Here is a 26,069-nt window from a genome sequence, read left to right on the forward strand (position 1 = left end):
ATGACAAATACACCAAAAAACTCGGGCTTCGCTCGCGTTGGTATTGTTGCGGCGGCATGGTTACTCATCGTAGTGGTTACAAATTTAGTCATGGCCGAACAAAAACAAAGCACCAGTAAAGAGGACATTTCTAGCGCGGCTTTCTTGAAGGTATACAAAGTTTTGCAACATCCACGCTGTATGAACTGCCACCCTGCGGGACACATTCCACTACAAGGCGACAACAGCGTTGCGCACAACATGCGCGTTAAAGGTGGAAAAGACGGTAAAGGTATACCGGGAATGAAATGTATGACTTGCCACCAAACGCAAAACGTAACGGGAAAGCGTACGCCTCCAGGTGCCCCAAACTGGCATCTACCACACCCAGATATGCCATTGGTATTTCAGGGCAAAACACCTGCGGAACTTGCCAAGCAACTGAAAGATCCGAAGACAAATGGTAACAAAACCCTCGAACAGATTCTTCATCATGTTAGCCACGATCCACTTGTTCTTTGGGGATGGAAACCTGGCGAAGGACGCACTGCACCGTCCATTAGCCATAAAGAATTTGTTAAGCAGATGAAAATATGGATAGATAACGGAGCAGTAGTACCTAAGTAAATGACAAAAGGCTTATCCCTCCATAACGCGAAGGATAAGCCTTGTTTTTTTTACTAATCTATGCCAACGTTACAATATCAACGATTATCGATTTTGTGCTTGTTTTAAAGCAGAATCTAGATTTAGACGTTGAACATTGTATGTTCCAGACCACGAACTACCCCACTCAAGAGTGTCACCACTATCAAATAGAATTTTCTTAACGTCCGCAGCTGTTAGGTTAGGATTGCTAGACCAAATTAGAGTAGCCGCACCAGCTACGTGAGGTGTAGCCATAGAGGTACCATTGTAACTAGCATAGTTTTGACCAAGAACGGTACTTAAAATGTTTGTTCCTGGAGCAGCAACCATATCACCACTCTTAGCAGCATCTTTAGAGTATTGAGAGAAAGAAGCTTTTTTGTCGTTTTCATCACTTGCTGCAACAGCAAGAACATTGCTCAAACCAGGGTAGGTTTTGCCATTGTAGTTTTGATCTTGGCAGTAACCTGCAGGTAGAGAAAGAGTTCCAGAGTAACTGTTTCCACATGCTGCGACAAAAAGTACACCTTTATCTCTTGCATTCTTGATTGCATCGTAAAGACCCATGCTGAAACCACCACCACCCCAGCTATTGCTGAGAACTTTTGCGCCATTTGCAACAGCATAGTTGATACATTTAATTGCATCTTCAGATGATCCACTACCACTAGCAGACAAGAATTTGCAACCCATTACTTGAGCTTCCCAACAAACACCGGTAACGCCAACACCGTTGTTACCAACACCCGCGATGGTTCCACTGCAGTGACTACCATGAGATTGATCATCTAGTGGGTCACCAGAATCATTGATACCGTTCATTCCATGGATATCGTCTACATAACCATTACCATCATCGTCAACACCTGGTTTTCCGTTAGCTTCCGCTTCGTTCACCCACATGTTGTCTTTTAGATCTGCGTGCTTGTAGTTGACACCTGTATCGATAACAGCAACGATAACTTTGTCACCTTTTGCCTTGGTGTTCCAAGCTGCAGGAGCATTGATCTTTTGCATACCCCATAGTTGACCAAACTTTGGATCGTTTGGAGTCGCCATGGTTTTGTATAGATAGTTAGGCTCTGCATATTGAACTTCTGGGTTAGAAAGTAAACCGGTTAGGGCTTTTTTCATATCACCACGAAGTTTCATACAAAAAGTGTTGTTACCTAAATCGTTCATAGACGAAGTATTTACGTCCATAGCAACAAGGGCTCCCTCTTTGTACTTAACGATAATTTCGCCTTGTACGTAAGGAGCTTGGAACATCATATTATCTACCTGTTGTTGTACAGATAGACCTTCTGCCATTAGGCAAGAAGCACATAAAGTAACTAGAGCAAGAATAAATAATTTCTTCATTCTGATCTCCCGAGAAAAAAAATAATGTCACTGATTACACTATCAGTCACTACATATAAATATATAAAAAAAATTACCATGAGTAAATCAATAAGCAAAATGTTGTTACCATATCACTAAAAATATTTTCTTGTAATCCTTTATAGGAAGGCTTAAAGAGGATAAATTGCGAAGGTTTTGACATTTGATTGCACTCATAATAATTATTGTCTATTTTTTTAGGCCACTAGTTAGTAGTCAGGCTCGGGGTGGAATTATCGACGAATTTATCGACACATACTCATGCCATTTTCAACTGACTACTAGCTAACAGCGTAATGAATATCCCTCATAATGAATGAGGGGTTTTTATTAAAGACGGAAGTAAGAGTGTCTTCATCGTAATAAGTTACCACCTTGTTATAGATGTGTCAAACTAAAAAATGCAATTGAATTGCATTTTTCGGGCATTTTCTGGGAAAAACCCTCACAAAAGGCAATCTAATTGCACAAAAGGATTGTTTTGTATACGAAGAAAATTTGTTGTACGTCGTTGTGAGATGTCGTATTATGTGTACATATTTGCCTGTTAACCAAAACCAAAGGAAATTACAATGACCAGCAAAAATTCCATCGACATTCTATCTCGTGCAAAAGGATGCCTACTCGGTTTAACCGTAGGCGATGCCTTGGGCGCCCGCTTTGAAGGACAAGCCGCGTACTGGATCACCAGAAAATACAAATCCCCGCAACAACTTATCGATAATCCGCCCACCAAAGAAATTTACTACACCGATGACGCACAAATGATGATCGGCATCGCCGAAGCCCTTTGCCAAGACGGATGTATTGAAGAAAAAACCTTATGCCAAAAATTTGTCAACAACTATGTCCCTTCACGAGGATATGCCAGAGGGGCGCGTAAAGTTCTAAAAGCCATGGAAAAAGGCCAGGACTATCGCAAAATAGCTTCCAGTTATTTTAAAGGTGGCTCATTTGGCAACGGTGGCGCAATGCGCGTTGCACCTATTGGGTTGTTTTTCTATCAAGATTTACAAAAAGTTATGGAAAACGCACGTCTATCCTCCTTACCAACCCATACTCACCCACTAGGCATTGAAGGAACACAACTCTTGGCCATTGCTGTGGCACTCGCCACTTCTATGGAAAAGTGGGACAAGGAGCTATTTTACGAAAAGCTATTTGCCCACTGCCAATCACCAGAATACCGCGCACAATTGGAAAAAGCACAAAAGTTAGAAGATTGTAGTGAACTAGCAACCGTAGGAAATGCCATCACCGCCTTAGAATCCGTACCAACGGCGATCGCCAGTTTTGCACTAAACCCACACTCTTTTACCGATACCATAGGGCATAGTATTTTGATAGGTGGTGACACCGATACCGTTGCTGCGATGGCAGGGTCTATTTCAGGTGCTTTTTTGGGAGTAGAAGCTATACCACAAAATTTGCTAGATGCTCTGGAAAATGAAGGTAAAGGGCGTGATTATATTACAGAACTTGCCGAAAAAATGGTGGGGAAAATGCAATAGCAAACATTGTATTTCTAATCAAGATCTCCACCATAACGAATAGATTTTTGACGATGGGCGGCATAAAGCCAATCAATCTGTTGTGGTGGGGAAATAAAATTGCGGTATGCCAAGGACATTTGTTTGGCGGCACGTAGATAAGGCATTTGCCCAGTTGCGGTTCCCAAACCAGGGCAACAGCACGTCTTTATTTTTTGCGTGTGCGAATTATTATGGTGTTTGATGGCGAGAAGTGTGGCCCACATGGCGTTGTACACATTGTCGGTATGTGCTATTTTCATCGGAACGCGCATCGTGGGACTGTGCGCTAGAAATGGGTGTTTTTCGTGTTTGGTTTCAATGATAAACGAGGTCCCTACTGGCTGTTCGCCGCAAAAATCGTCGATGATTTTTTGTTGCACGCGGTCCATTAAATCTATTCCAAAATATTGGGTGATGGCGTGGTCCACGCCACCATCCATCAAGCCAAAAGAATTGGCAGCACTCACCATGCAGTCGAAGTTTTCGATATCTTCAAAATAACCATGGACGATTTTTACGTTGCGTAAGCCAGAAAACTGTATTCGCCACTGCGAACACAATTCTTCTATGGGGTCGACGAGTATTAGTTTCAACAAGATTACTCGCTACAACCTCCCATTTTTTGTCCGCAATCGCACATTTTAGCCTCATCACCTAAAACAGCACCAATTCCTCCACATGAGCCTTTGATACGACGATTGCTAAAAATGACTCCTACAGCCATTAGCGAGAAGGCTGTTAGGAAAAAGGAGACGGCAACTATAACATTCGACATAATATTCTTCCTTTTTAGTACTACATTGTATCACCATAAACAATGGTGCGTAAATCTTGTATTGTTTGTTCTAACTCGTAAGATTGAGCATGCAATTTTTCCGCTGCGGATGCTCCTTCTTGTGTATTGGCTACATTTAATTGTACAACATGATCGATTTGTTCGACAGAACTTTTTACTTGTTCTACACCACTTACCTGTTCCGACAATGCGTTGGCAATATCTTTTGTCGTATCTGCGAGTTTTTGAATACGGTTAAAGATATTGTCGAAAGTGGTTTGCACTTCTGTTACGGAAGTTACCCCTTCTTCCACGTAACGACGCGATTCGTCAATGAGATAGATAATGTTTTTTGCTCCTTGAGAAGTACGCTGAGCTAAGTCACGAACTTCGTTAGCAACGACGACAAACCCTTTCCCGGTCTCACCCGCTTTTGTCGCTTCAACAGAAGCATTTAGAGAGAGAACGTTAGTTTGAAAAGCGATTTCCTGGATGGTGTTGACGATTTCCTCGGTGCGTTTGGAGGAATTTAAGATGTTTTGCATCGCATCTTGCAGACGATCTACAGTGCGATTTCCCAATGCCGCGAGTTCTTTTGTTCTCGTTGACATCGAATCAATTTCCAACGTACTTTTGCTATTTTCTTGCGTCATCGTCGCCATTTGCTCCAATGTATTTGCCACTTTTTCCACACTAGAAGCCTGCTCATGTGCCCCATTCGATATTTGCACACTCAGGTCGTACAACTCGTCTGAAGCAAGACTCACACTTTGAAAAGTCGTCGAAAGCGAATCGGATATTTGGTGTAATTTTCGCGTAGAGATAGATAACGTCAAATACGTAAGAGCACAAATGATAATGATGGCCAAAATAGACAACACTAGCGTTTGTGTTTGCAGTCTATCTTCATAGCGCTCTCTATTTTCTGATAGACTTTGTATCGATGTTTGTAAATCTTCGACCATTTTACTGTCGCGCTTTTTTTGCATATTGATCACAACCGTGGCGTGTTCTTTCGATTGTGGCGTGTCAAAAAGGTCGTTGATTTCACTGGCAAATCCACGTTGCCCTTCTTGAAATAAATGTAACTTTTTGTATATAGATAAGTAATAGTTATAATTTTCATTTTTGTTGGAAATTTGATCAAAAAAGTACAGAGTTTGATTTAGATGCGCATCAAGATTTTTCATTACATTGCGAAATTGTCGTTGTTGTGCAAGTGCGTTATTGGTAATCGATAATTTATCCAGTACTTCGTACTTTTGGATATTCAAACGCTCCAGCATATGCACTTTTTTAAGTAGTGGAATTTGGTATTCGGTAATTTCGGCAACCTGCTTGGAAATATAGCTGGACGAGTAGTAAGAAAAAATGGCGTTAATGCTAATAATGGTCAATAGAGACATGCTGAGAAAAGAAATCAATTTTCGCAGAGACAATTTATTGTGTGTCATTGGACTTCTACCTACTAAATAGTTTTTCCGTTACCTTTTTCGCCTGGGAAATAATCTCTTCTTCCCCAGGAATGTGACGATTTTCCATTACGATTTTTCCGTCACAAATTACCGTATCAACGATAGAGCCGTTTCCTGCGTATACCAAATTAGATACCAAATTATGGCAGGGAACCATCTGCGGATGATTTAAATCCACCAGTAAAAAGTCAGCATACTTCCCCTCACTAACTTCTCCGGCATTGACACCGAACATCTCATGGGCTGTTTTTGTGGCATGACTCCATATTTCATTGCAATTCATAATGGTAGGATCATTGATTTTCCACTTATGAACAAGGGCGGCAAACTTAATTTCTTCAAAAATATCAAGGTTATTATTGGAAGCACATCCATCTGTTCCCAAACAAAATTTAAGATCGCGATCTTTTATACCTGGATAAGGCAACAGCTCATTTACCGCTAGTTTAAAATTAGCAATCGGATTGTGGATAATTTTCACCTGATGTTTTGCAAGTAAATCAAGCTCTTCGTTGTCAAGCCATACACAGTGTGCCGCAAATAAATTGGAGTGTAAAAATCCCAAATCATCTAAATATGGGACAGGGCGTTTACCGTGTTTCGCTACACAATCATCTATTTCTTTTTGTGTTTCACTTAGATGAAAGTGCACAGGTAGGTTGTGCTTCTTTGCAAAAGAAGCAATAAATTTGAGGGTATCTGGTTCACAAGTATATATAGCATGTGGCCCGAGTGCTAGGTGAATACGCGAACTGTAGTTTTGAAAATCATCGAGCGCTCGTTGGGCTTTTTCTTCACAACTTTCCTGCTGCATACCGGGAATATCGATAAAAACTTCCGAAATAAAAGCGCGCATCCCCATTTCTTCCACAGCTTTTACCGCTTCGCGATTGTGCCAATACATATCGTTAAATAAAGTAACACCACATTTGATCATTTCTAAGCATGCGAGCTTTGTTCCCCAGTAAATCTCTTCGGGTGTCAACTTTGCCTCCATGGGCCAAATCTTTTGCTCTAGCCATTCTTGGAGTTTCATATCGTCACCGTAACCGCGGAACAATGTCATTGCCGCATGAGTATGCCCATTTACAATAGACGCAACCGCAGCCTTATCCTTGCCATTGATCGTTCTTTGCGCTTGCTTTTGTTCCTGGCCAATGTACGCTATTTTATTGCCTTCAACGTAAATATTCGCTTGTTGCCCATTCACAACAACATTTTCAATTCCCAGATCCATCCCTATCCCTTGCACTGATTAAAATTGTTTTGAGTCGTAATCATAGCTGTAATCATCACCGTAGCCGTCACCGTCACCGTAGCCGTCACCGTAGTCGTCACCGTAGTCGTAGTCGTCACCGTGACCGTGACCCTGACCGAAATTCCATTCAGTTACAAATTCATGTCATTCCCGCGGAAGCGGAAACTAGCAATATAAACTCGACTTTAAAGCGCCTGGATCCCTGATCAAGTCAGGGATGACACGAAGGGTGTAAGTCAATGGGATCACGGCTACGATTACGGTCACGGTGACGATTACGGTCACGGTCACGGTCACGGTCACGGTCACGGTCACGGTCACGGTCACGGTCACGGTCACGGTCACGGTCACGGTCACGTTTTATAGAAGTGGCATAATTGCCACTTCTATAAAAGATCTATTTATCAGAAAATAATTTCGATAAACCTTCCATTACTTTAGGTACAGCTTGAATCCCTACAGATTGTGTTTCTTCATAGTGATCTGGAGGTGATTCGACCCATGGTAACATTTCATCTAGTAGAAAGTCACATGGAGCAACCATATAACCAATGGAATCATCCGACAAACCAATGACAAATTTATACTTGGCTGTCATCATGGATTTTAGTGATGGAGGAACAACAAAGTCACCTCCGGTTTTATGATGTTCGGGTTCCTTGAAGTACTTACCATTTTTGCTGTAAAAATCACGAGGTAAACCAACGGTAAGTTCTGGAAAAATTTCTCCTGGTACACAAGCAAATTGCGCCGGACCAATATCAATACGTGATACTTGGGTTGTCAAAAATGCTTTCCCCATCATATCACCCTCAAAATCACGTTTATCGAAACCGATAAAACCAGCGAGAAATGCAAGGCGGAACAAGTCATTTTCCAGTTGGATTTTCACTTTTTCCGTTTGCGCACTGATGAAAAGATTTTCGGCAAAAGGTTGATCTTGAAGTTTTTCGCGATGTAGTTTGTTAATGAGTTCACAACCAATGATTTCTGCCATTTTGAAATTGTCGTGAATTTTACCTTCAAAATCCTTAGGAATTTTTTCGACAGGTGTATCAGGACTGTAAGGTGCGAAAGGTTCCCACACGAAGGTACGCAACATGGTCATCAGTCCACCAACCGCTCCGTTGATAAACATACCGTGGCCGCCAAAGGTCTTTTGTGCTTGGTAGTCAACAAAGGCAGGAAAGCCAGGAGTTATGATGTGCCCCGTCTTTTCCTTGATACCATCAGGAGCATTATTACCATTGTGCAAAGACAGAATAGCTTCGACATGATTTGCCCACTGAACTAGCGTAACGACAACTTCGCCATTTGGTTTTACAACTTGCATTCCCATCAAATCATCATCGTAGATGATAGGATCACGTGTATCATTCAAACCAAAACGCGATTTGGTACCTAGGAAACGTAATTTGGCCGGAGTACGTTTAGCAAAAGCCTCGCGAATTCCCTTTGCGGTTCCTCTTTGCATTTTGCGAAACCATGCGCCATTTATTCCGTTTTCTAGATTTTTTGCTCCGCTACGTCCTAAAGTATCTGGTCCCATGTGACTATGGGTGCTGTGAATTGCAACATGCTCAAAAGAAAGATCTTTCACTAGATTGCGAATAAAATTACAATCTTGCAGCTGCATCATATACAAATCAAGAGATACAATTGCCACTCTTTTATTCGTCGCCGGATCATTTAAAACCATAATACGCGAATAAATGCGATCGTGTACATAGTGAGCTTCGCCGTTGCCGTTACCGACATTGATTTTCCCATCGACAAACTTAGTAACTTTCTCTCCGGTATCGTATGCCGAACCATCACCAAAAGTGTATTCACCATTGCCATCGCTATCCACCCACTCTGCAATCTCAGGTGTGATATCTATTTGAACATAGCCCACTTCGATAAGATCGTTTGCATATGTAGCAACAGTAAAAAGTAAAACTAAAGCTAATTTATACATACAAAACTTCCTTTACTTTTTGTCTGCGAGTTCGGTAAACATTTCTTGGAAAGAAGCAATAATGTCATCGCCTTGGTTACGTCCATATAGGTTCAACATCGCTTCGTATCCACCTTCATCAAAGTTTTCTTTATCACAAACATATCCCATATGGCCATTTGCAAGACCAAAAACAAATACGTTCTTAAAGCCAAGGTCTTTGCCTATTGCTTTTAGAGATACGCCAATAGCAGTCAGTGCCTCACCTGGCATACAAGCAATCACGGAGTCCCCTATGCGAATTGTTTGCAAACGAAAAGACATAGGAACTAGTCCGGTCACTTCTATTTTCAGCTTATCATTTAGGTTAGGATACATCTTCTTTAGTGACTCGTGAATTCCCCAACAATCTAACTCTGCATCATCGCGGTCTTCCCATAAATCGATGTTTAGGTGTGCTTTGCGAAATTTGATGGTTCTGTTTGCTACAGAGATTTTGACATTGTCCTGCGCACGAAGAGCAAGAGCAGTAGTTGTTACGGCGTTACCCAATTGATTACCAACTGTTTCTGCACCTTTCGCTTTACCACCATTCGGAGAAACGTCACCTTCTGTACCGTTAATGAACATCGCCATTGCTGGCATATTTCTGTCACGCATTGATTTTTCAATATTGCGTTCAGCAACCCCCATCACGTCACCAGAAAATTTCATATTGCTAGAACCATAGCATGTACCATGAATAGCAAAGTTGAAAAGGATCGCTAGAGGTTTGCCATCAAGTGCTTCCACGCGAAAAACACCAATCATCGGATCGAAAACACCTGGATGCTTACGACGATTACGTGTTAGATTGAAAGAAAGAGAAGTAGATGTTCCAATACGCACTGGTTGCAACTTGCTGTCGGCTTCGATAATCAAATCAGCAATTTTGCGAACAAAAGGTTTGTAAATGCGCTTGTCCATGATATCTACAGCAGCAACTGACCAAAAAATACTATCGATCATTGCACCTGGACCAGAGTGAGTGTGTGTACCTGTGATACATAAGTTTTCAAGTGTGATACCTGTTTTTTTGATTTTTTTTGCTACGTCTTTTACGAGATGTTGTGGAACACCACATGCATCTGATTTTACGATAGCAATTTTCGTATCACCACTTTGAATAACAACCACTTTGGTAATTAGAGGATCAAGTACGCCCTCTGACGGAGCGAGAAGAACGTTATAGTTAGATGGATCTAAATCAGGAAAATCCAAACGTCTTTTTCCACCACCATAACCAGCGAGTGGTACTCCTATTTCAGGTGTCATATCCGCGCTAGCAACGCCTGCTTGCAAAGTTCCCTCAGCATGTACTGCCGTAGGAACTACCATGAAAGCAGCCAATATCATACATAGAACAACAACATAGCGCTTCATTTATAACCTCCCTTTAAAATTAACTAAACGTTATTTAAATAAATGTTGTCATTATACTATAAATATTCATGTGATTCAATAGATCGATATTTTATATATAGATACGGTTTTAACTCTAACGATTTTGGTTACAGAGAATTACTACCAAAACAAAGTACGTCCACATGGGATGTGGTTTGTTTCTTTGCTAAAATTTACCATCCAGAAACAATCACCAAACCATCCTTGTCTGTACATGTAAAAAGAGTTTTGCCGCGAAGTTGCAAAAAACCCGTATTCTCTAAGGCAAGCTTCGTCACAAACTGTGGAGCACCTTCTTGCTGTAATTTATATATTTCGGTAACCTGTTTGTGCTGCAAAGCAACATATGGAAAACTGATATTGCTACTTTTATCAATCATTTTTTTCCACTCCCACGATTTGCAATCCATACGCAGTGCATTTTTATTGTCTGTCTTTAGCATATTCAAACGATGGGTGGTGCTGTCTCCTTTGTACTTTACAACAGTGAATAACGCTGAAGAATCGCTACTACCAACGACTGCTAACTGACAATTATCTGCGCGCATCTGTGGATCACTCTCGATGTAGTTTAATTCTGGTATTGACTTAGTAAAATCTTCGCAGTAAAAAACCAAAGAATCTTTTTGTGTGCCGTAGTACAAACTATTGGCGGATGTCCCCAAAAAAACTATATCGTCTACTTCTTGCACGATAGTAAATTTATCTGCTTGTGCAATATTTACAATGGAAAGCCCACGTGAGGTTTGTACAAATAAAAAGTTCCCAGACACCGCTATATGTACAGGCATTTCCACATAGTGAATAAAATCGCGGTTTTGAAATAGCGGTACTTCTTTGACAAAACGAATGTTACGTGGATCTTTGACATTAAATACCAAAAGGCTGGTACGATAACTTCCTGGGGGCACGATATAAACATAACCATCTTTGTGAGCTAACAAGCTACTCCCAGAAATGTAAAGGGAATTTTTCCCCAGTTTCTGTGGAAATGTAAAATTCCCCACAGCCTTGATATTGCCCTGGTCTTTGATATCGACAACGTATAGTCGCGGAATATTTTTGTGCTTCTGCTTCTGTATGGCCAACAAAAAAACCTTTTCTTTCCCAAGGCAAAAACTACGAATAACCCCATCGTCCTCTAAATCTTTAGGAAACCAAGTCGTTGTATTCATTTCTGCAAAACTGACGCATATCGACATAAAAACAATAATAAATTTTAGCATGTTACCTCCAAAATTATTTAACAATCCGTATATAACTTATCAAAACAATAATACTCTTATTGTGTTGAAAAACCAAGGCTCATTTGGTAACATTTCGCGAGTTGTGGACATACATGTTGAGGAGAAATTTATGCATACGGTTAAAAGTCGGGTATCGTTTCCCTGCATTTCACAAGAAACCTTACTCCAAATTAAAAATCTTCGTCAAAAAAAGAGCGAACAAGCCATCTTTTGCTATTCCTACGATGGTGACGTCGAATTTCTTTACTACTTCTTTCTAGGTTGCTTCATTATTTTCCCCGCGTTATTTTTTATGGGTATAGGAGCATATGACACGTCTCTAATCGTAGTACTGACGTTCTGCTATTTATTTGCTTACTGGATACGTCACTACCAACACCAAACGGAGTCTTGTTTGTTTTGCGATCATCGTTACCTAGTGTATTTTGATTTCCGCGGTCTCACAATATACAACTTATTAGATTCTGATGGGGATACAACGATAAAGAAAGTTGATTTTGTTGAAAACCGTGATCATGAAGGACTCATCATCAAATTCCTCAGCAATGAGACAGTGAAAATATATGCAGAAAAAGACCTAGAACAATACGTCAAACACCTACAAAAAATCCAATACAACGACGAAAAGCCTATTTTGTCTCCTAAAACCTTAGAGAAAAGGCGCCATCCGTTTTACATTGTAACAATATATGATGTAGTCTATTATGGAATAATCGCTTATTTTTTGTGCGGTGGCGCTGTATTTGGCAACTTATGAGGTTATTTAATTGACAAAAATGCCGCATTTGGTGTACACTAATTTCTTCTAAAGTCCTGGAAAACACTGTCTTCGTTGGAACCATAATTCATGCTCTACCGCAACCTACTGGGGAAGCCAATCCCACAAAACGCACTTGTTGTCCCTGTCCAGTATCTTATATTTGGCAAAAGATACTACTGTACTTTTTTCTTGGAAGTGGACAAAGAAATCGGGCGTGGAGCATTCAAAAGAGTAGAGAAAGCCAAAGTAATTGAAATTCTAGGGACACTCCCCTTACCCGAAATTGCCTCTTTGAAAGACACAGATATCGCGCTATATCGTCCTAGAGAATGCTTCGATTTATTTGTGAATGATATTGAAGACATTATCAAATTGGACGAAATGGAAATTAGCAACTATGTGATAAAGAGTTACTTGGCCCGAATCAAGGGACACTCTCTTTTTTTACCGGACCATTATCAAGGAACCATTGAAAAATACTCCTATCTGTTTGACAAGAGTTTGATTAAGAAAAATCTAGATATGGAGGACTTGCGTTTTTCATTGCGTAAATCTCTCAGTTTACTAATTCCAAATGAACACCTCGACGCCGTTGAAAAAGAAATTCTAAACTACAACGACCTCATCAATACTCCGTTCATGTTTTGTCATTTTATGCCCTATGCGATTGAAACTCATCTCAGGGAAATGCCAACAGAAGAAGTTTTGCAGTGTGTATATGATTTAGTAGCGATGGTGTGCTATCATGCTGCCGAAGGTATTTATTTTCGCGATTTACGACCGGATAACATACGTCTTAATAAACGCAAAGAGATTCGATTAATAGACCCTTCTTATATTTCCAAAAAAGTAAAGCCGCGTTTTCGCTACAATCAATTCATCCAGCAAACATCTCCGGAATATCTACCCAGCGAGTTGGCTCTACTAATGCGACAAAACAACAAGCACTATATTATCAACTACTTTGCGAAGTTTACCGAGGGTGTTTGTGTAGGCATGCTAGAAAGAGTATTAAAAAGCATCTTTATGCCCCGCTATATGGAAAACAAACTCAATCCTCCACGCTCTTTAACTAGCCAAGAAAGAATCGCGCAAGCTCATCAATCGAAGATAAACGAGGATATTGATCTATTTAAAGACACCTCTTTAAACTACCATGAAGAACATTTTGAACAATATCAAAAAAGTGTCTTTGAGCGCATCTCCCGCGAGGGATATTTTGAGGAAATAAAAACGCGAATAAGCAGAGTAATCGAATTGTTGCGCCTGTACTCTAAACCAAAAGTGAACATGATGGGGTGTGAGACCTATTTAAAAGATCGCGGCAGCACTGTATCCGTAGAATATCTACCCAAAATGATCACCAAGGTGCTCGCCATTACTCCGCGGCTTGTGAAGGCAACAAATAAATATAAAAAAACAGGAGCCCCGAAAGATGCATCACAAACACGCACCAATTCTGGCAGAATCGGTTTGAATACCACAAAAAGGTTTATGAATATAAAGAGAAGCACGGTACAACGCTTGACCAAACGCCGTATACCAGCACTTTCCACAACACAAAACCGCGACGACGCTTCGGTTAACTTGCAAATCGACATAGAAGACGAAACACTGATCAAAATTTTCGTTTATGTAAATAATAAATTTATTCCTTTGAAAATTTTTTTCTTAAATAACCCGCATTTTTTTGCGAAACTACAAAAAATGTGTCTTGCTTTTTCTTCTGAGCCATCACATCTATTGCCATTTTTTGAGAAGGTAAATAACTCATTCCATGATGAGTCCAAAATGCTACAAATGCGGCAAAAAATAAAAACGCAACTACCGCAAAGCCTTATACAAACATTCTCATTTCAAGACCAAGAAATAAATAACTCGCTGCAACAAAAAAAATGTCACAACATTTTTGAGTCACTTGTCATTGATCATGTCATGCGTGTTGCACAAATTTGTTATTTGCGCAGTTTCGATATCAATGCGGAAATAGACAATTATTTACCTGACTTTGGAGAAAATATCATTCGTTTTCTGGAAGTAAACGATGAAGAAAATAACTTTAAAAATTCACACAGTGTAAAAGATTTCATACAGAAAAAATATGAGAGCAAAATCAAATAGACCCAAAGATTGCATCTATGTAGGAAAAGGTGGCTTAAAACTACAATTTGCCTTAGAACATTTTTCCTGCGATGTAGAAAACAAAGTTGCCGCTGACTTAGGTAGCCATAAAGGAGGATTTGTAGATTGCCTCTTACATCACAGTGCACAGAAAGTGTACTCTGTAGATACTTGTTATGGACTCCTAGATTGGAAACTACGCAATGATTCACGTGTAGAGGTGTTTGAACGAAAAAACGCATTGTATTGGCTTTCTCCGCAAAAACTCGATATCATTACTATTGATGTTGGTTGGACAAAACAACAATTAATTTTACCTGCAGCACTACGAAATTTAAAAGATGATGGTGTCATTCTATCTTTGATAAAACCTCAATACGAATGTGAGAAAAGCGAACTTGAAAAAGGTGTGCTCGCGGAAGACAAAATACCAGAAATTCTTCGCAATATCGAGAGTGCGATATGTGATTCTTTTTCCGAAATCAAATATGTATACTCCCCATACAAAGGAAGTGGAGGGAATACGGAAGCATGGTTTTATCTAAAAAAGTAAAAGGTGGATTTACTCTACTTGAAATACTGATTGCCTTGGTTATTTTTGTTTTAGGTAGCGTGAGTATATGGAGTCTATTTGCCGTTGCCGTCAACACATATAACGAATCACTGGATCATCAAATAGCCACTCTAGTCGCAGAGTCGATCATGGCGGAATTCGAAGACGTTGATGTCGCCAAAGGCAAAGTGTTACTTCCCATATACGAAGGAAAAAGCATTCACTTTCCCGACTACAAATACCAGCTTAAATGGATTGATGTGGGGGACGATGCGCTGCTCATTAAATTAAAAATTTTTTATCAACGCCGCGGACAAGAGCGCGAATTCGAATTTAGAACAGTCATGTATCGTTCGATACAACAGGAGCCGTAGTCAGCTTTTCTTATGGTCAGTGAGTAAATTATTGAGAAACAACTCTCACTTGAAAGCCGTTAATTTACGTAGTAAACTATAAAAAATGTACTTTAAAATAATTCACAAATCAAAACATTGATAATGTTTGCGTTTCGTGGTTAAATTGTAGTTGACAAATTTAATTTGCCCGTAGGGCGTGTCATCAATTAAAGTTTATTTAATATTAAAGTCATTGTAAATTCTAGCTAGGCGCTCCGTATGCCTCGTAGCTAGGTTATTTAAATAAGGAGCAACGACGCTAGTATTTAAAAGGGCTCAATAGTGAATGAAGGTTAATTGATGACACGCCCTAGTCTAAAAAACACGAATGTTTTTTGGTAACCTTTGTAGGAGATAGATTTTTTTGGACGATCCATCTGGGAGTAGTCTGCTTTTCTTTATTACAGGCTCATTAATACTATCCATGTTTTGTAAACTTGCAAAATATGTATACAATAACTTCTCTTATACAAAACTAGACGAGTTACTTGAGACAGAAAAAGCGAAAGATAAAATACAAAAGTATATGACCAAAGGGTCAGATTTACTTATTGCGACCAGTTTCTTTGCTGTTTTGTCCAAGGTAGTATTTGTTGCAAGTGTTGTCTTGCTTTTTAGCAAAAATGCCCAAGTGAAAAACGTGCATATTATGTACAGTGTACCAATATCATTTCTCCCTCTTTTGTTTACAGATATTGTCGCATTGTACTTGGCGCATCGCTACTCAGAAAGAATAATAACATCTGCCCTACCCATTATGTCCGTCTTGTATTGGCTAGGTATTATTTTTGTGTGGCCATTATCAAAATTTATACAGTTTTTAGATACTATATTTATTGCCAGAGCAAGAGCTTCCTCAGCTGTTTTTGAAAGAGCGATTTTAGATGTGGTATCAAAAGGCGAAGAAGAAGGTATTTTTCAAAAAAGCGAAAAAAACATGATCGAAGCAATCATCGATCTACGCGAAGTCGAAACAAAAGAAATTATGACACCGCGAACAGATATGGTGTGCGCAAGTATGAAAGATTCCGTATCAAATGTTTTGCTAGTAGCCAACGAAGCTGGTTACTCTAGAATTCCTATTTTTAAAGAAAATAGAGACCATATCGTAGGCATTCTCTATATTAAAGATTTATTAAATTATTGGGCAGAAAAAGATGGAGATAAGCTTGTTATCGCTGATTTGATGCGCAAAGCGTATTTTATTCCAGAAACCAAACCCATTAATAAATTGTTAAAGGAATTTCAAGAACAAAAGCTACATATCGCAATTGTTCTCGATGAGTATGGTGGAACTGCTGGAATAGTCACTGTAGAAGATATTCTCGAAGAAATTGTTGGCGAGATTGTAGATGAGCACGATCGCGAAACTTATGAGGAAATTAAATTCATTGATGAGAATAGCGTAGAGCTCGATGCTCGTGTTCATGTAGAAGAAATCAATGAACAGTTTGCGTTAAATATACCTGTTGACGAAGGTTATGACACAATTGGCGGGTTTATATTTTCACAAATGGGACGTGTTCCACTACAAGGAGAAACCTACCAATTTGAAGGCAAAGAATTTAGAGTTTTACAAGCAGGCGAACGACGTATAGATCGGATTTTAATGGTGGATTGCAATTCGATAAAACAAAGTTCTTAAGGACGTTTTACTTGATAATCAAAGAAGAGGCAATTGTTTTAAAAAGCATTAATTATAGTAACTCTAGCCAAATCATGTCCCTTTACACAAAACATCACGGTAAAATCAGCATGTTGGCCAAAGGTTCACGTAACAAATCCGCCAAACAATTTGCCGGAACTTTTGAACCGACAATCCATGTAGAAATTGTGTATCGAGAAAAAGACGTCAATGTCCTTGCCATTGTAAGAGAATTTGAAATTATTGACTACTTTTATGGTATACGTTCTAGCCTAAAGTATATGTACAATGCTTTCTATTTACTTGATTTTGTAAACGAATGCACAACTTCCCATGATCCCAACCAGGGCTTGTTCCAACTTTTACATACAAGTTTAAAATACCTGTCGCTGGGAGCAAATGCAGAAAAAACGCGTTTTTTTTTTCAAATAAAGGCATTCATTTTACTTGGGGTTATGCCTATCCTGACAGAATGCTGTGCGTGCACAAAGCCCCTTGTTGGCTCCTACGTTTTTTTTATACCTAAAGAATCGGGCATTGTCTGCCGTCGTTGCAAAGCAAATACGGAAAGTGCCTTTTTACAAATTTCGATGCAAACGTTGAGAACGCTACAAAACTTAGAAGTAATGCCATGGACAGGCTTAAAAAAAATTAATCTCTCACAGCGCATAGTAAATGAACTAAATATGTTTTTTCGCTTTTATTTACATAGTTTTCTATATAAAGAATTGCGAACGTTTAAGTTGATAGGAAATAGTTATGAGTAAACACCGAGTTCTTCTAATCTTAATATTAATAGTGCATTTACCTATTCACGCCAAATGGATATGGACACCACAAGGATGGATTAATACCGAGTACAATAATCAAGATCAAGCCAAAAAACTTGTAGAAAATGGTAAAAAATTTCTAAAAAAAGGTGATAAAGCCGCTGCAAAAGAATCATTTGAAACAGCTTGGGAATATTTCCCTGATTCAGAAGAAGGTCAAGAGGCATTATTTTTATTGGCAAAATTAAACGAAGATTCAGGCAACAAATATAGAGCTTATCAAGATTTGAATCAATTTTTAAAATCCAATCCTTCGAGTAAAAAAATTCAAACGATTGCAGAAAAACAATACGAAATAGGCTATAGTATTATTCGTGGCAAAACCAGTACTCCTCCAGAAAAAGGCGTTGAGATACTGCGTGGTGTGATTAATCGTATTCCTCATGCAGAATTTGCCGATGATGCACAAATGGCCATCGCCAACTTTTATTACAAAAACAAAAGATACCAAGAAGCACAAGTGGAATACGAAGAATTGATCAAAAAACACAAGCAAAGCGAATGGCTGTCACGCGCCAAATATCTAAAAATCACCTGCCTACAAAAGCTGTATAAAGGAGACGAGTACGATGTGACTCCTTTAAAAAATGCCAAAAAAGAAATTGACAGTTATGTAGATTCTTACGGTGATACCAATGAATTTGAAGCGGCAGAAAAAGCACAGAACGATATCACCGAAGGTTTAGCGCGTAAGGAAATATCGATTGCGGAGTTTTACATCCGCCGTGACAAGTTACACTCTGCAAAAATATATTTGCAATACGTTCTGCGTAAATACCCTCGTACACGGTCTGCGCAAAAGGCAAAGCTTCTTTTGAAAAGAATTGGCAAAAGTTAGTCATATGAAAAACTTAAGTGTGATTTTGTTATTTTCTTTGTTGTGTAGTTGTGGCTACCGCATGGGAACTTTGATGCCAAAAGGCATTGAGACCATATGCGTTCCGACATTTACCAATACAACACTATTTCGCGATTTTGAATTTATATTAACCCCTGCCGTTGTCGATGAAATATTAGTAAAAACATCGCTAAATGTCACCAATGAGTACCAGGCACAAACAAAGTTAATTGGTAGCATAATAGATGTTAATTTTCGCTCGGTGATAAAAAACGACAACCGCAACGTCGACGTTTTAGACATAACCGTTACTGCTAGAATTGAGTGGATTGATCTACGAACTGGACGCGATGTTATACCAAAAACCAATGTTCGCCATCGTTTTGAAGTTAATTTCATTCGCGGTGAAAATCTAGCAGACGAAACAGATGACGGTTTGCGCGATTTAGCACGAAAAATCATTTATACCATGGAAAGCCCTGTGATGGGGCCAATTCAACAATACCAGGAATAACCTTTACATGATAGATAACTTTATCAAGAGACATTGCTATGTTATGGAATGCTAGTTGGGAAATCATTATACTTTTAGTTATTTTTTGTTTGGGATTGTATGCTCTAAAAGGTACACAGGGAAAAAGTATATTCAAAGGTTATGTACTCGTATTTATTATATTGTTTGTATTCACCCCCCTTGTGACAGATCACCTAGAGCTGCAAAATTTTCGCAATGTTTTAGATAAGGCACTCGATATATATCTCTTGGCTGTCGTCGTGATATTTCAGCCTGAACTACGGCAGTTTTTAAATCGTTTAGGTAATTTAGTTACACTAGGCTCTTTCACCACAAACAAGAATATTGACGACGAAATTTGCGAATCTCTTCTCTTCTTGGCTGAACATAACATTGGTGCTCTAATCGCCATTGAAAAGAACACAGGACTTGGGGATTATTTAAATCAACAGTGTGTACATTTGGGGGCAAACGTCAGTAGGGAATTGCTAACGGCAATATTCATTCCACACTCTCCTCTACACGATGGCGGAGTAATCATTCGCAAAGAAATCATTGCCGCATGTTGTTGTTTTTTCCCATTATCGGAAAAAAAACTACCGATATCTATGGGCATGAGACACCGCGCAGCATTGGGCGTTTCCGAGTTAACAGATGCCATTGTATTGGTCGTTTCTGAAGAAGAAGGATGGATATCCATTTGTGACAACGGCCAAGTTTCTCACCGCGTTTCCGAAAAAGAGCTACGCAAAAAATTAGCAGAAGTTATCTATCAAACAACACACTAAGGGATTATTCGTTTTTTAGTTATTTAACGATAGGTTTTACAGTGACAACTTCAATAAACAAAAAAAATATCATTGCCCAATGGGCATTTGACACTCGTTCTATACTAGGACGCTTACATCTGTGGTTAGAAGATGTGGATGAGGTTTGGGAGCAACAAAAGATAGACGATTTATCTTTTGTGGAGCCAGGATTGGAACGCGCACTAGTAATGACAGCGGCAGTAACAGCCCTGGGAGGTAAACTCTTCGGTCGATACGGTGATGGCAAAGGTGCGGCGAAAAAAGAACTCAATCAAGTAAAAAAAGATGCCGACGCTATCACGGCTTATGTGATGAGTGAAAGTTTGTGGTACTTATCGCGTTCGTTACCGGAAAATCATGCGATCATGGTATGTCTTGGTGAAGGACTTATGCCAAAAGTAGGGGAAACGCCGGAAATGGGTTCTAACCCTCTGCTTGGATTTGGACGCATATACGCTCGTCCACAAGTGGCAAAATTTTTGGAAGACAAAGTAAAAAATCTCATCAACAACGATGAATATACATGGGACATGTTCTATCACGACATCAAAAAATCAAATATCACCATCTGGGGTGCCGCGATTGACACATTGGAAAATACATCGCGTTTTGCGAAAGGCAAGGAAACAGGTCCTCTAACAATTATTCACATTTTTGACCAACCACTTTGTATGACCAAACCTTATGAAGGTTATATGGGAAACCTCATTGTCCCAGGGGAAGTACAGCGCAACGCACAAAAAAATTCATTACTTCTAAATTTCTTCACCCCACGTGAAAAAGTTTTGGACATGATACTTCATTCTTATCCCGGCTTAGAGGCCAAAAATGTACATGTATGGACCTTGCGCGGAGAAAGTCGTAAAAAGCGCATTGGCTCACTATGGGATACATGGGAAAAGCTAGGAGTGCATCTTGTTGACAGCGACTGGAAACTACCAAGTGAGCTAAACGCATTTACCGATTCAGGAACGTACAAACCGTGTTTCCTCGTAAAAAATTGGACGGATAGTACAACGGGAGAACAGCACGTTTTCATTTGTGATGGCTATGCCGCATCCGCAGAAGCCGTTCAGGCCGCTAGTTTATCTCCCCTACTTGACATCCATGCATCTATCGCTCTCTTCTCTTCGAAATTTGAACTAAGCTATGAGCAAGAGAGTCAAGTTATGCATTTGAATCCTGAAAGCCCACAGTTTGCTTCACAGTTAGAAAAGTTGTTTGCCAAAGAATTACCCGCAGAAAAAATCGAAGAATATAAAAACTATATCTACGAGGCAAAAAATGCAGGTATTCCCATGAATGTGGATTTGCGCATTGGTGATTTTTTTCCAGAAAAAGTTTGGCGCGTTATGGGAATTTGTGGCTACATTCTTCCCGATCCGTACACCGGAGCGGAGGGAGTTGAACAAATTGCGGAGAATATTTATCGTGTTACCGTACGCCTAGCCACCAAAAAAGGTTGTAAAGAAGTTAAAATATCTTTGCGCTTACAAGAATCTTTAGAGGAAAGTCAGTTAGTGTTTAATCCTCTCCTCACTAGATTTATGAACGGTGAAAATTATGAAGAGCGTGCAGTAAAAGTCTCTGACTCAGGTAGAATTCGCAACGAATTACAAACTCTTTGCTCCGAAGCGTTGGAATATCTAGATAATAACCACATTAAAATATACTTTAATCGCATCCCCATAGATGTAATTACCGAAGAAAAGCAAAAAATACTCAAAGAAGTATTGAATTGGTATCGTCAGAATCATCCCATTTGGTTTCGTTGGCTAGAATGTGAGTAGGAATATATAATGGAAGAAAATGAACATTCATCTGTACTTCAAAAGTTGCAACTATTAGAGCAGAATGTCAACAAAGTCATTGTCGGAAAACAAAAAGCCGTACGCTTGGCGCTTATCACCTTGCTCTGCAAAGGGCATTTATTACTAGAGGATGTGCCTGGAGTCGGGAAAACGGTGCTCGCCAAAACGATTGCAAAGTCCATCTCCGCAAAATTTAATCGCATACAGTTTACTCCGGATCTTCTACCAAATGACGTTACGGGTGTATCGATATTTAACCAGAAAAACCTAGATTTTGAATTTCGCGAAGGTCCGATCTTTGCGAATATAATTCTAGGCGACGAAATAAACCGTGCAACACCGCGTACCCAGTCTAGTCTACTGGAGTGCATGGAGGAAAAGCAGGTAACAATTGACGGAGAAACACATGCACTACCAGAACTATTTTTCGTCATTGCCACACAAAACCCTGTAGAGCAGCATGGAACTTTCCCCTTGCCCGAGGCGCAACTCGACCGTTTTTTTATGTGTATCCAACTCGGCTATCCAAGTGAGCAACAAGAAATTGCCATTCTCAACGCGCAAATACAACATCATCCATTACAAGATATAAAGCCGGTGATTACCGCTGAGGAAATTCACGCTCTACAGCAAAAAATTTGCGATATGCATATCTCTGATAGTGTAAAAGCATATTTAGTCGCAATTGTTCGCGCCACAAGAGAAAGCAAAGACATAAACCTTGGAGCGAGCCCCCGTGCTTCCTTGGCGTTAATGAGAGCTTGTCAAGCCTATGCACTCTTCAATAACGAAGAATTTGTAACGCCACAGATGGTAAAAGAGCTAGCTCTTCCTATTCTTTGTCATCGCATCATTGCAAACCCCCAATCACATATTAGTGGTACAGATGCTCCAAAGATTATACACAAAATACTGAACAGCGTAGTTGTACCTCTCGATGAAGACCAATAAACTTTTTGTATTTGCCTACGCAACTTTACTCACACTTTTCCTAGCCCCGTATTTATTTATATTCAGTCAAATTTTATACACGGGGCAGGAAATGCCTGTATATGATAATATTCCTCTTTTGCTAACAAATACCTTTATTTATTGCGCGGCAAGCGCACTATTTGCCCTACTAATAGGTATTTTCATGGGATATATGTTGTTTCGTGTGCATTTTCCCGGAAGAAAGCTGGCAAAATACATCGCAGTGGTTGCCATAGCTATCCCGTCGCATATTCAAATATCCGCGTGGATAGGTTTTTTTGGGCGCAGTGGAATACTCACCCCCTATTTGCAAACCATACTACCTAATTTTTCGTTATATAACATTTACGGTTGTATATGGATCAGCGCCTGGGCCTACGCCCCCCTTGCGACAATCTGCTGTGGTGTTATGTTACACAACATCGATGAGAAAATCGAAATCGAAGCAACAACGTATCGCTCTCCTATATTTGTATTTCTGAGTGTCTTACTCCCGTTAATAAAAAAAAACCTACTGCTGCTATTCTCATGCTTATTTTTTTTAATTTTTGCCGACGTAAAAGTCACCGACGTTTTGGGATTTCAAAATACATTAACACAAAAAATTTATCTGCTATTTAATATTTATTACCAACCACAATTAGCTCTTTCACTATGCATCCCCGGTTTTGTACTACTCGCATTTTTCATTGCCGCCATAAAATCGTTACGCCCAGCAATGTTTCACACAACACAACACAAGTTTTTATATCATTTAGGTAAATGGAAACTATTATTTGTGAGCATTACTTTTGTAATACTATGCTGCTATTGGTTAGCGCTTCCCATTCTTATTTACATCACCCAATCTTTCGAAAAATTTTACACAGTATTTCAAGCCATAGACAGCGAAATTGTTCACTCGCTATACATTTGTACACTTTCGACAACGATGATTGTCGTTCTAGCAACCCCTTTGGCATGGTACATAAAAAGAGTACCAAAATCTTTTTTCGTCACTTACACAGTAGGTGCACTGTTATGGTTGGCTTTTATTCCTGGTCCTATCGCAGGAATTGCGACGGTGCGTATAGTGAGTTTCCTGAGTTCTTTGCCCATCGTAGGCGATTTTTTTTACTTTTGTCAAGACACCTCTGTTGTTCTTGTTTGGGCACTTACCGCAAAATTCCTCCCCGTGGGAATAATGTTTATGTATTTTACCATATCGCAAATTACCCCTCGCTGGGAAATATTGTCAGCGATAGACGGCCACAGTACATGGCAAACCTTTTTCCGCGTGGTACTCCCCATCTGTAAACGTCAAATGGCATTTTGCGGCGCAATAATTTTCATTTTTTGTATGGGCGAAACCATTATTTCCACATTGGTCATAGCCCCCGGTACTACCACCCTGGCTATTCGCATTTTAACCTTAATACACAACGGAGCCCGTGCCGATTTGAGCGCGGCGAGTTTATGGTTTTTGGTCGTTATTTTCTGCATAGTGGCGATTATATTTGCCTACAATTCACAAAATAAAATCTTGACCACAAATCGTAAAAATATACTATAGAATATAGGTGATTTATCCGTTAACAACATCTATATACCTTAAGATGAATGACTGTTGATTTACAAAACCAAACCAATTTTGATAATCACCCCCGAAACGACTACATGATAAATTCACAAAATAGATACAACGAAACTTCTTATTAGGAAGACAAATGCTATATCGAATTTTGATTATAATAGCGTGCATAAACATTTTATGGAGCCAAGAACAAAGCGAAATACAGCAATTGCGTGAAGAAATCAAGGCGCTAAAAAACCGCGTCGAAACTTTGGAAGAACAATTAGAGCAGAAAAACTCACCGACGGGCAAAGAGTACGACCAACAAGCCGAAAAAATCGACTCATTGGAAAAAAAAGTAGGGCAATACGATGAAGTCATCCGTGCATTAGAAGAACAAGAAAAATCAGACGATGACTTCGAGGTTTTTTGGGATAACAAACTTGTTCTGCGAAGTATCAATAAGGAAATAAAAATCACTTTTGGTGGTTTCGCGCAACTAGATATAGGTTTTATACACGAAGACGCTGCGATTACCGAACAAATAGATCGAGCGGAAGACTTTGCCGACTTTCGTTCATTTCGTCCGACAATCACTGGTGAAATTGGGCGCTACTTTTTTGTTTTTCAACCTGACCTAGCTATCGACAACGAAATTGCCTTTCGCAATGTGTTTTTTGGAATGAAAGGACTACCATTTAACGGTACATTACAGGTAGGTTTTTTTCGCGAATTCATCAGTTTAGAAGCTGTGCAGGGACTACCATTTCTCACGTTTATGGACCGCGCCAGTTTAGTAGACTTAACTCCTGGTTTTCAATTGGGTGCGCAATACATGGGGCGCGTATTCGATGAGAGACTCACCTTTGCCGCGGGAATTTTTCGCGAAGTAGAGGATGATGATCCACCGCGCGTCGAAGACGGTGGTTCGTACGCCGGGACTTTCCGCGTCACCGGCCTTCCCATATACGAAGAGCAAGGAAAATACTTGATGCACCTTGGTGCTGGCTATAGCTATCGCAGTCCACTAGACAATCGAGTGCAATTCAATGCCCGACCAGAAATAGACAACGGACCACAGTTTGTGGATACGGGGGTCATTGAAAACGTCAACGATGTACAATTGTTTAGTTTTGAGTGGGCCGCCGTGATGAGTTCCTTTTCGCTGCAAAGTGAAGCGATGGTTGCTGTATTTGATATTGACGGCAATGACAAGGAAAACGTATGGGCATTTTATGTTTTCGCAAGTTACCTTTTAACCGGAGAATATCGTCCCTATCTCAAAAAAGCCGCAACATTTGGCGGTGTTTCGCCGTTTAACAGCTTTCTGGACGAAGAAAATGCAACGGGAGCCATAGAACTTGCCGTACGCTACTCAAGAATAGACCTCAACGACGACACAGTTCGCGGAAGGCGCATGGATGACATTACCTTAGGTGTCAACTGGTATATCAATCCATTCATACGCGTACAAGTCAACTATATCTATTCGATACTGAGAAACCTAGATGCTGCCGACTTTGTCGATGCGCACATTTTAGCCATGCGTTTGCAAGTTACTTTTTAGTTCACAAAACGGGCCAAATAATT

General features: G+C 39.8%; 24 protein-coding genes. 16 read left to right on the forward strand and 8 right to left on the reverse strand.

Annotation, left to right across the window (positions count from 1 at the left end; translation table 11 throughout):
- Window positions 1-606, forward strand: a complete 606-nt coding sequence (locus UABAM_RS11590; protein ID WP_151968168.1) for a hypothetical protein — start codon at window positions 1-3, stop codon at window positions 604-606.
- A gap of 84 nt (window positions 607-690) precedes the next feature.
- Here the strand turns inward: UABAM_RS11590 and UABAM_RS11595 are convergent, their stop codons facing one another.
- Window positions 691-1,989 (reverse strand): S8 family peptidase, encoded by a 1,299-nt coding sequence (locus tag UABAM_RS11595; RefSeq protein WP_151968169.1) that lies wholly within the window; start codon window positions 1,987-1,989, stop codon window positions 691-693.
- Between the two features lie 593 nt (window positions 1,990-2,582).
- Here UABAM_RS11595 and UABAM_RS11600 point away from each other — a divergent pair.
- Complete coding sequence (locus tag UABAM_RS11600) at window positions 2,583-3,521, forward strand: ADP-ribosylglycohydrolase family protein (protein WP_151968170.1); 939 nt, start codon at window positions 2,583-2,585, stop codon at window positions 3,519-3,521.
- A 14-nt stretch (window positions 3,522-3,535) separates the two neighbouring features.
- Here the strand turns inward: UABAM_RS11600 and UABAM_RS11605 are convergent, their stop codons facing one another.
- Genes UABAM_RS11605 through UABAM_RS11620 form a run of 4 tightly spaced genes read right to left on the reverse strand, consistent with a single transcriptional unit; the run spans window position 3,536 to window position 7,029 of the window.
- Window positions 3,536-4,135: a macro domain-containing protein gene (locus UABAM_RS11605; protein WP_152021995.1), complete on the reverse strand. Its 600-nt coding sequence runs from the start codon at window positions 4,133-4,135 to the stop codon at window positions 3,536-3,538.
- A gap of 5 nt (window positions 4,136-4,140) precedes the next feature.
- Window positions 4,141-4,317: a (Na+)-NQR maturation NqrM gene (gene nqrM / locus UABAM_RS11610; protein WP_151968171.1), complete on the reverse strand. Its 177-nt coding sequence runs from the start codon at window positions 4,315-4,317 to the stop codon at window positions 4,141-4,143.
- 20 nt (window positions 4,318-4,337) lie between these two features.
- Window positions 4,338-5,771, reverse strand: a complete 1,434-nt coding sequence (locus UABAM_RS11615) for a methyl-accepting chemotaxis protein (RefSeq protein WP_151968172.1) — start codon at window positions 5,769-5,771, stop codon at window positions 4,338-4,340.
- Between the two features lie 7 nt (window positions 5,772-5,778).
- Complete coding sequence (locus UABAM_RS11620; protein WP_151968173.1) at window positions 5,779-7,029, reverse strand: amidohydrolase; 1,251 nt, start codon at window positions 7,027-7,029, stop codon at window positions 5,779-5,781.
- 29 nt (window positions 7,030-7,058) lie between these two features.
- Here UABAM_RS11620 and UABAM_RS11625 point away from each other — a divergent pair, with 29 nt between their 5' ends.
- Entirely contained in the window at window positions 7,059-7,256 is a 198-nt protein-coding gene (locus UABAM_RS11625) for a hypothetical protein (RefSeq protein WP_151968174.1), read from the forward strand.
- 191 nt (window positions 7,257-7,447) lie between these two features.
- Here the strand turns inward: UABAM_RS11625 and UABAM_RS11630 are convergent, their stop codons facing one another.
- The 3 genes from UABAM_RS11630 to UABAM_RS11640 form a co-directional block, all read right to left on the reverse strand.
- Window positions 7,448-9,010, reverse strand: coding sequence for a neutral/alkaline non-lysosomal ceramidase N-terminal domain-containing protein (locus UABAM_RS11630; protein WP_151968175.1), 1,563 nt, complete (start codon window positions 9,008-9,010; stop codon window positions 7,448-7,450).
- A 12-nt stretch (window positions 9,011-9,022) separates the two neighbouring features.
- Entirely contained in the window at window positions 9,023-10,411 is a 1,389-nt protein-coding gene (locus UABAM_RS11635; protein ID WP_151968176.1) for a neutral/alkaline non-lysosomal ceramidase N-terminal domain-containing protein, read from the reverse strand.
- Between the two features lie 194 nt (window positions 10,412-10,605).
- On the reverse strand, window positions 10,606-11,658 hold the full coding sequence (locus tag UABAM_RS11640; protein ID WP_151968177.1) for an LVIVD repeat-containing protein: 1,053 nt from the start codon (window positions 11,656-11,658) through the stop codon (window positions 10,606-10,608).
- 130 nt (window positions 11,659-11,788) lie between these two features.
- On the opposite strand from UABAM_RS11640, the gene UABAM_RS11645 reads away from it, so the two are divergent.
- The 13 genes from UABAM_RS11645 to UABAM_RS11705 all read left to right on the forward strand — a co-directional run bounded on the left by UABAM_RS11645 (window position 11,789) and on the right by UABAM_RS11705 (window position 26,046).
- Window positions 11,789-12,436 (forward strand): hypothetical protein, encoded by a 648-nt coding sequence (locus tag UABAM_RS11645; RefSeq protein WP_151968178.1) that lies wholly within the window; start codon window positions 11,789-11,791, stop codon window positions 12,434-12,436.
- Between the two features lie 90 nt (window positions 12,437-12,526).
- Window positions 12,527-14,560 carry a protein kinase family protein gene (locus UABAM_RS11650; RefSeq protein WP_151968179.1) on the forward strand — a complete coding sequence of 678 codons (2,034 nt, stop codon included), beginning with the start codon at window positions 12,527-12,529 and terminating at the stop codon, window positions 14,558-14,560.
- On the forward strand, window positions 14,541-15,113 hold the full coding sequence (locus UABAM_RS11655) for an SAM-dependent methyltransferase (RefSeq protein WP_151968180.1): 573 nt from the start codon (window positions 14,541-14,543) through the stop codon (window positions 15,111-15,113). The genes UABAM_RS11650 and UABAM_RS11655 overlap by 20 nt, the downstream gene beginning before the upstream one ends.
- Window positions 15,092-15,487, forward strand: coding sequence for a type IV pilus modification PilV family protein (locus tag UABAM_RS11660; RefSeq protein ID WP_151968181.1), 396 nt, complete (start codon window positions 15,092-15,094; stop codon window positions 15,485-15,487). Before UABAM_RS11655 ends, UABAM_RS11660 begins: the two co-directional genes overlap by 22 nt.
- Window positions 15,488-15,872: 385 nt before the next feature.
- On the forward strand, window positions 15,873-17,153 hold the full coding sequence (locus UABAM_RS11665; RefSeq protein ID WP_151968182.1) for a hemolysin family protein: 1,281 nt from the start codon (window positions 15,873-15,875) through the stop codon (window positions 17,151-17,153).
- An 11-nt stretch (window positions 17,154-17,164) separates the two neighbouring features.
- Window positions 17,165-17,920 (forward strand): DNA repair protein RecO, encoded by a 756-nt coding sequence (gene recO, locus UABAM_RS11670; protein ID WP_173013258.1) that lies wholly within the window; start codon window positions 17,165-17,167, stop codon window positions 17,918-17,920.
- Window positions 17,913-18,821 carry an outer membrane protein assembly factor BamD gene (gene bamD / locus UABAM_RS11675; RefSeq protein ID WP_151968184.1) on the forward strand — a complete coding sequence of 303 codons (909 nt, stop codon included), beginning with the start codon at window positions 17,913-17,915 and terminating at the stop codon, window positions 18,819-18,821. The genes recO and bamD overlap by 8 nt, the downstream gene beginning before the upstream one ends.
- Window positions 18,822-18,825: 4 nt before the next feature.
- On the forward strand, window positions 18,826-19,335 hold the full coding sequence (locus UABAM_RS11680; RefSeq protein WP_151968185.1) for an LPS assembly lipoprotein LptE: 510 nt from the start codon (window positions 18,826-18,828) through the stop codon (window positions 19,333-19,335).
- A gap of 38 nt (window positions 19,336-19,373) precedes the next feature.
- The gene (gene cdaA, locus UABAM_RS11685; protein ID WP_151968186.1) at window positions 19,374-20,123 is read left to right on the forward strand and encodes a diadenylate cyclase CdaA; all 750 of its coding nucleotides are present in this window, start codon (window positions 19,374-19,376) and stop codon (window positions 20,121-20,123) included.
- A 41-nt stretch (window positions 20,124-20,164) separates the two neighbouring features.
- Window positions 20,165-21,934: a hypothetical protein gene (locus UABAM_RS11690; RefSeq protein WP_229759389.1), complete on the forward strand. Its 1,770-nt coding sequence runs from the start codon at window positions 20,165-20,167 to the stop codon at window positions 21,932-21,934.
- A gap of 9 nt (window positions 21,935-21,943) precedes the next feature.
- Window positions 21,944-22,906 (forward strand): AAA family ATPase, encoded by a 963-nt coding sequence (locus tag UABAM_RS11695; RefSeq protein WP_151968187.1) that lies wholly within the window; start codon window positions 21,944-21,946, stop codon window positions 22,904-22,906.
- Between the two features lie 91 nt (window positions 22,907-22,997).
- Window positions 22,998-24,479, forward strand: a complete 1,482-nt coding sequence (locus UABAM_RS11700; RefSeq protein ID WP_151968188.1) for an ABC transporter permease — start codon at window positions 22,998-23,000, stop codon at window positions 24,477-24,479.
- Between the two features lie 154 nt (window positions 24,480-24,633).
- Window positions 24,634-26,046 (forward strand): porin, encoded by a 1,413-nt coding sequence (locus tag UABAM_RS11705; RefSeq protein WP_151968189.1) that lies wholly within the window; start codon window positions 24,634-24,636, stop codon window positions 26,044-26,046.
- Window positions 26,047-26,069 lie beyond the last annotated feature (23 nt).

Source organism: Candidatus Uabimicrobium amorphum (genome assembly GCF_009002475.1).
Taxonomy (GTDB): domain Bacteria; phylum Planctomycetota; class Uabimicrobiia; order Uabimicrobiales; family Uabimicrobiaceae; genus Uabimicrobium; species Uabimicrobium amorphum.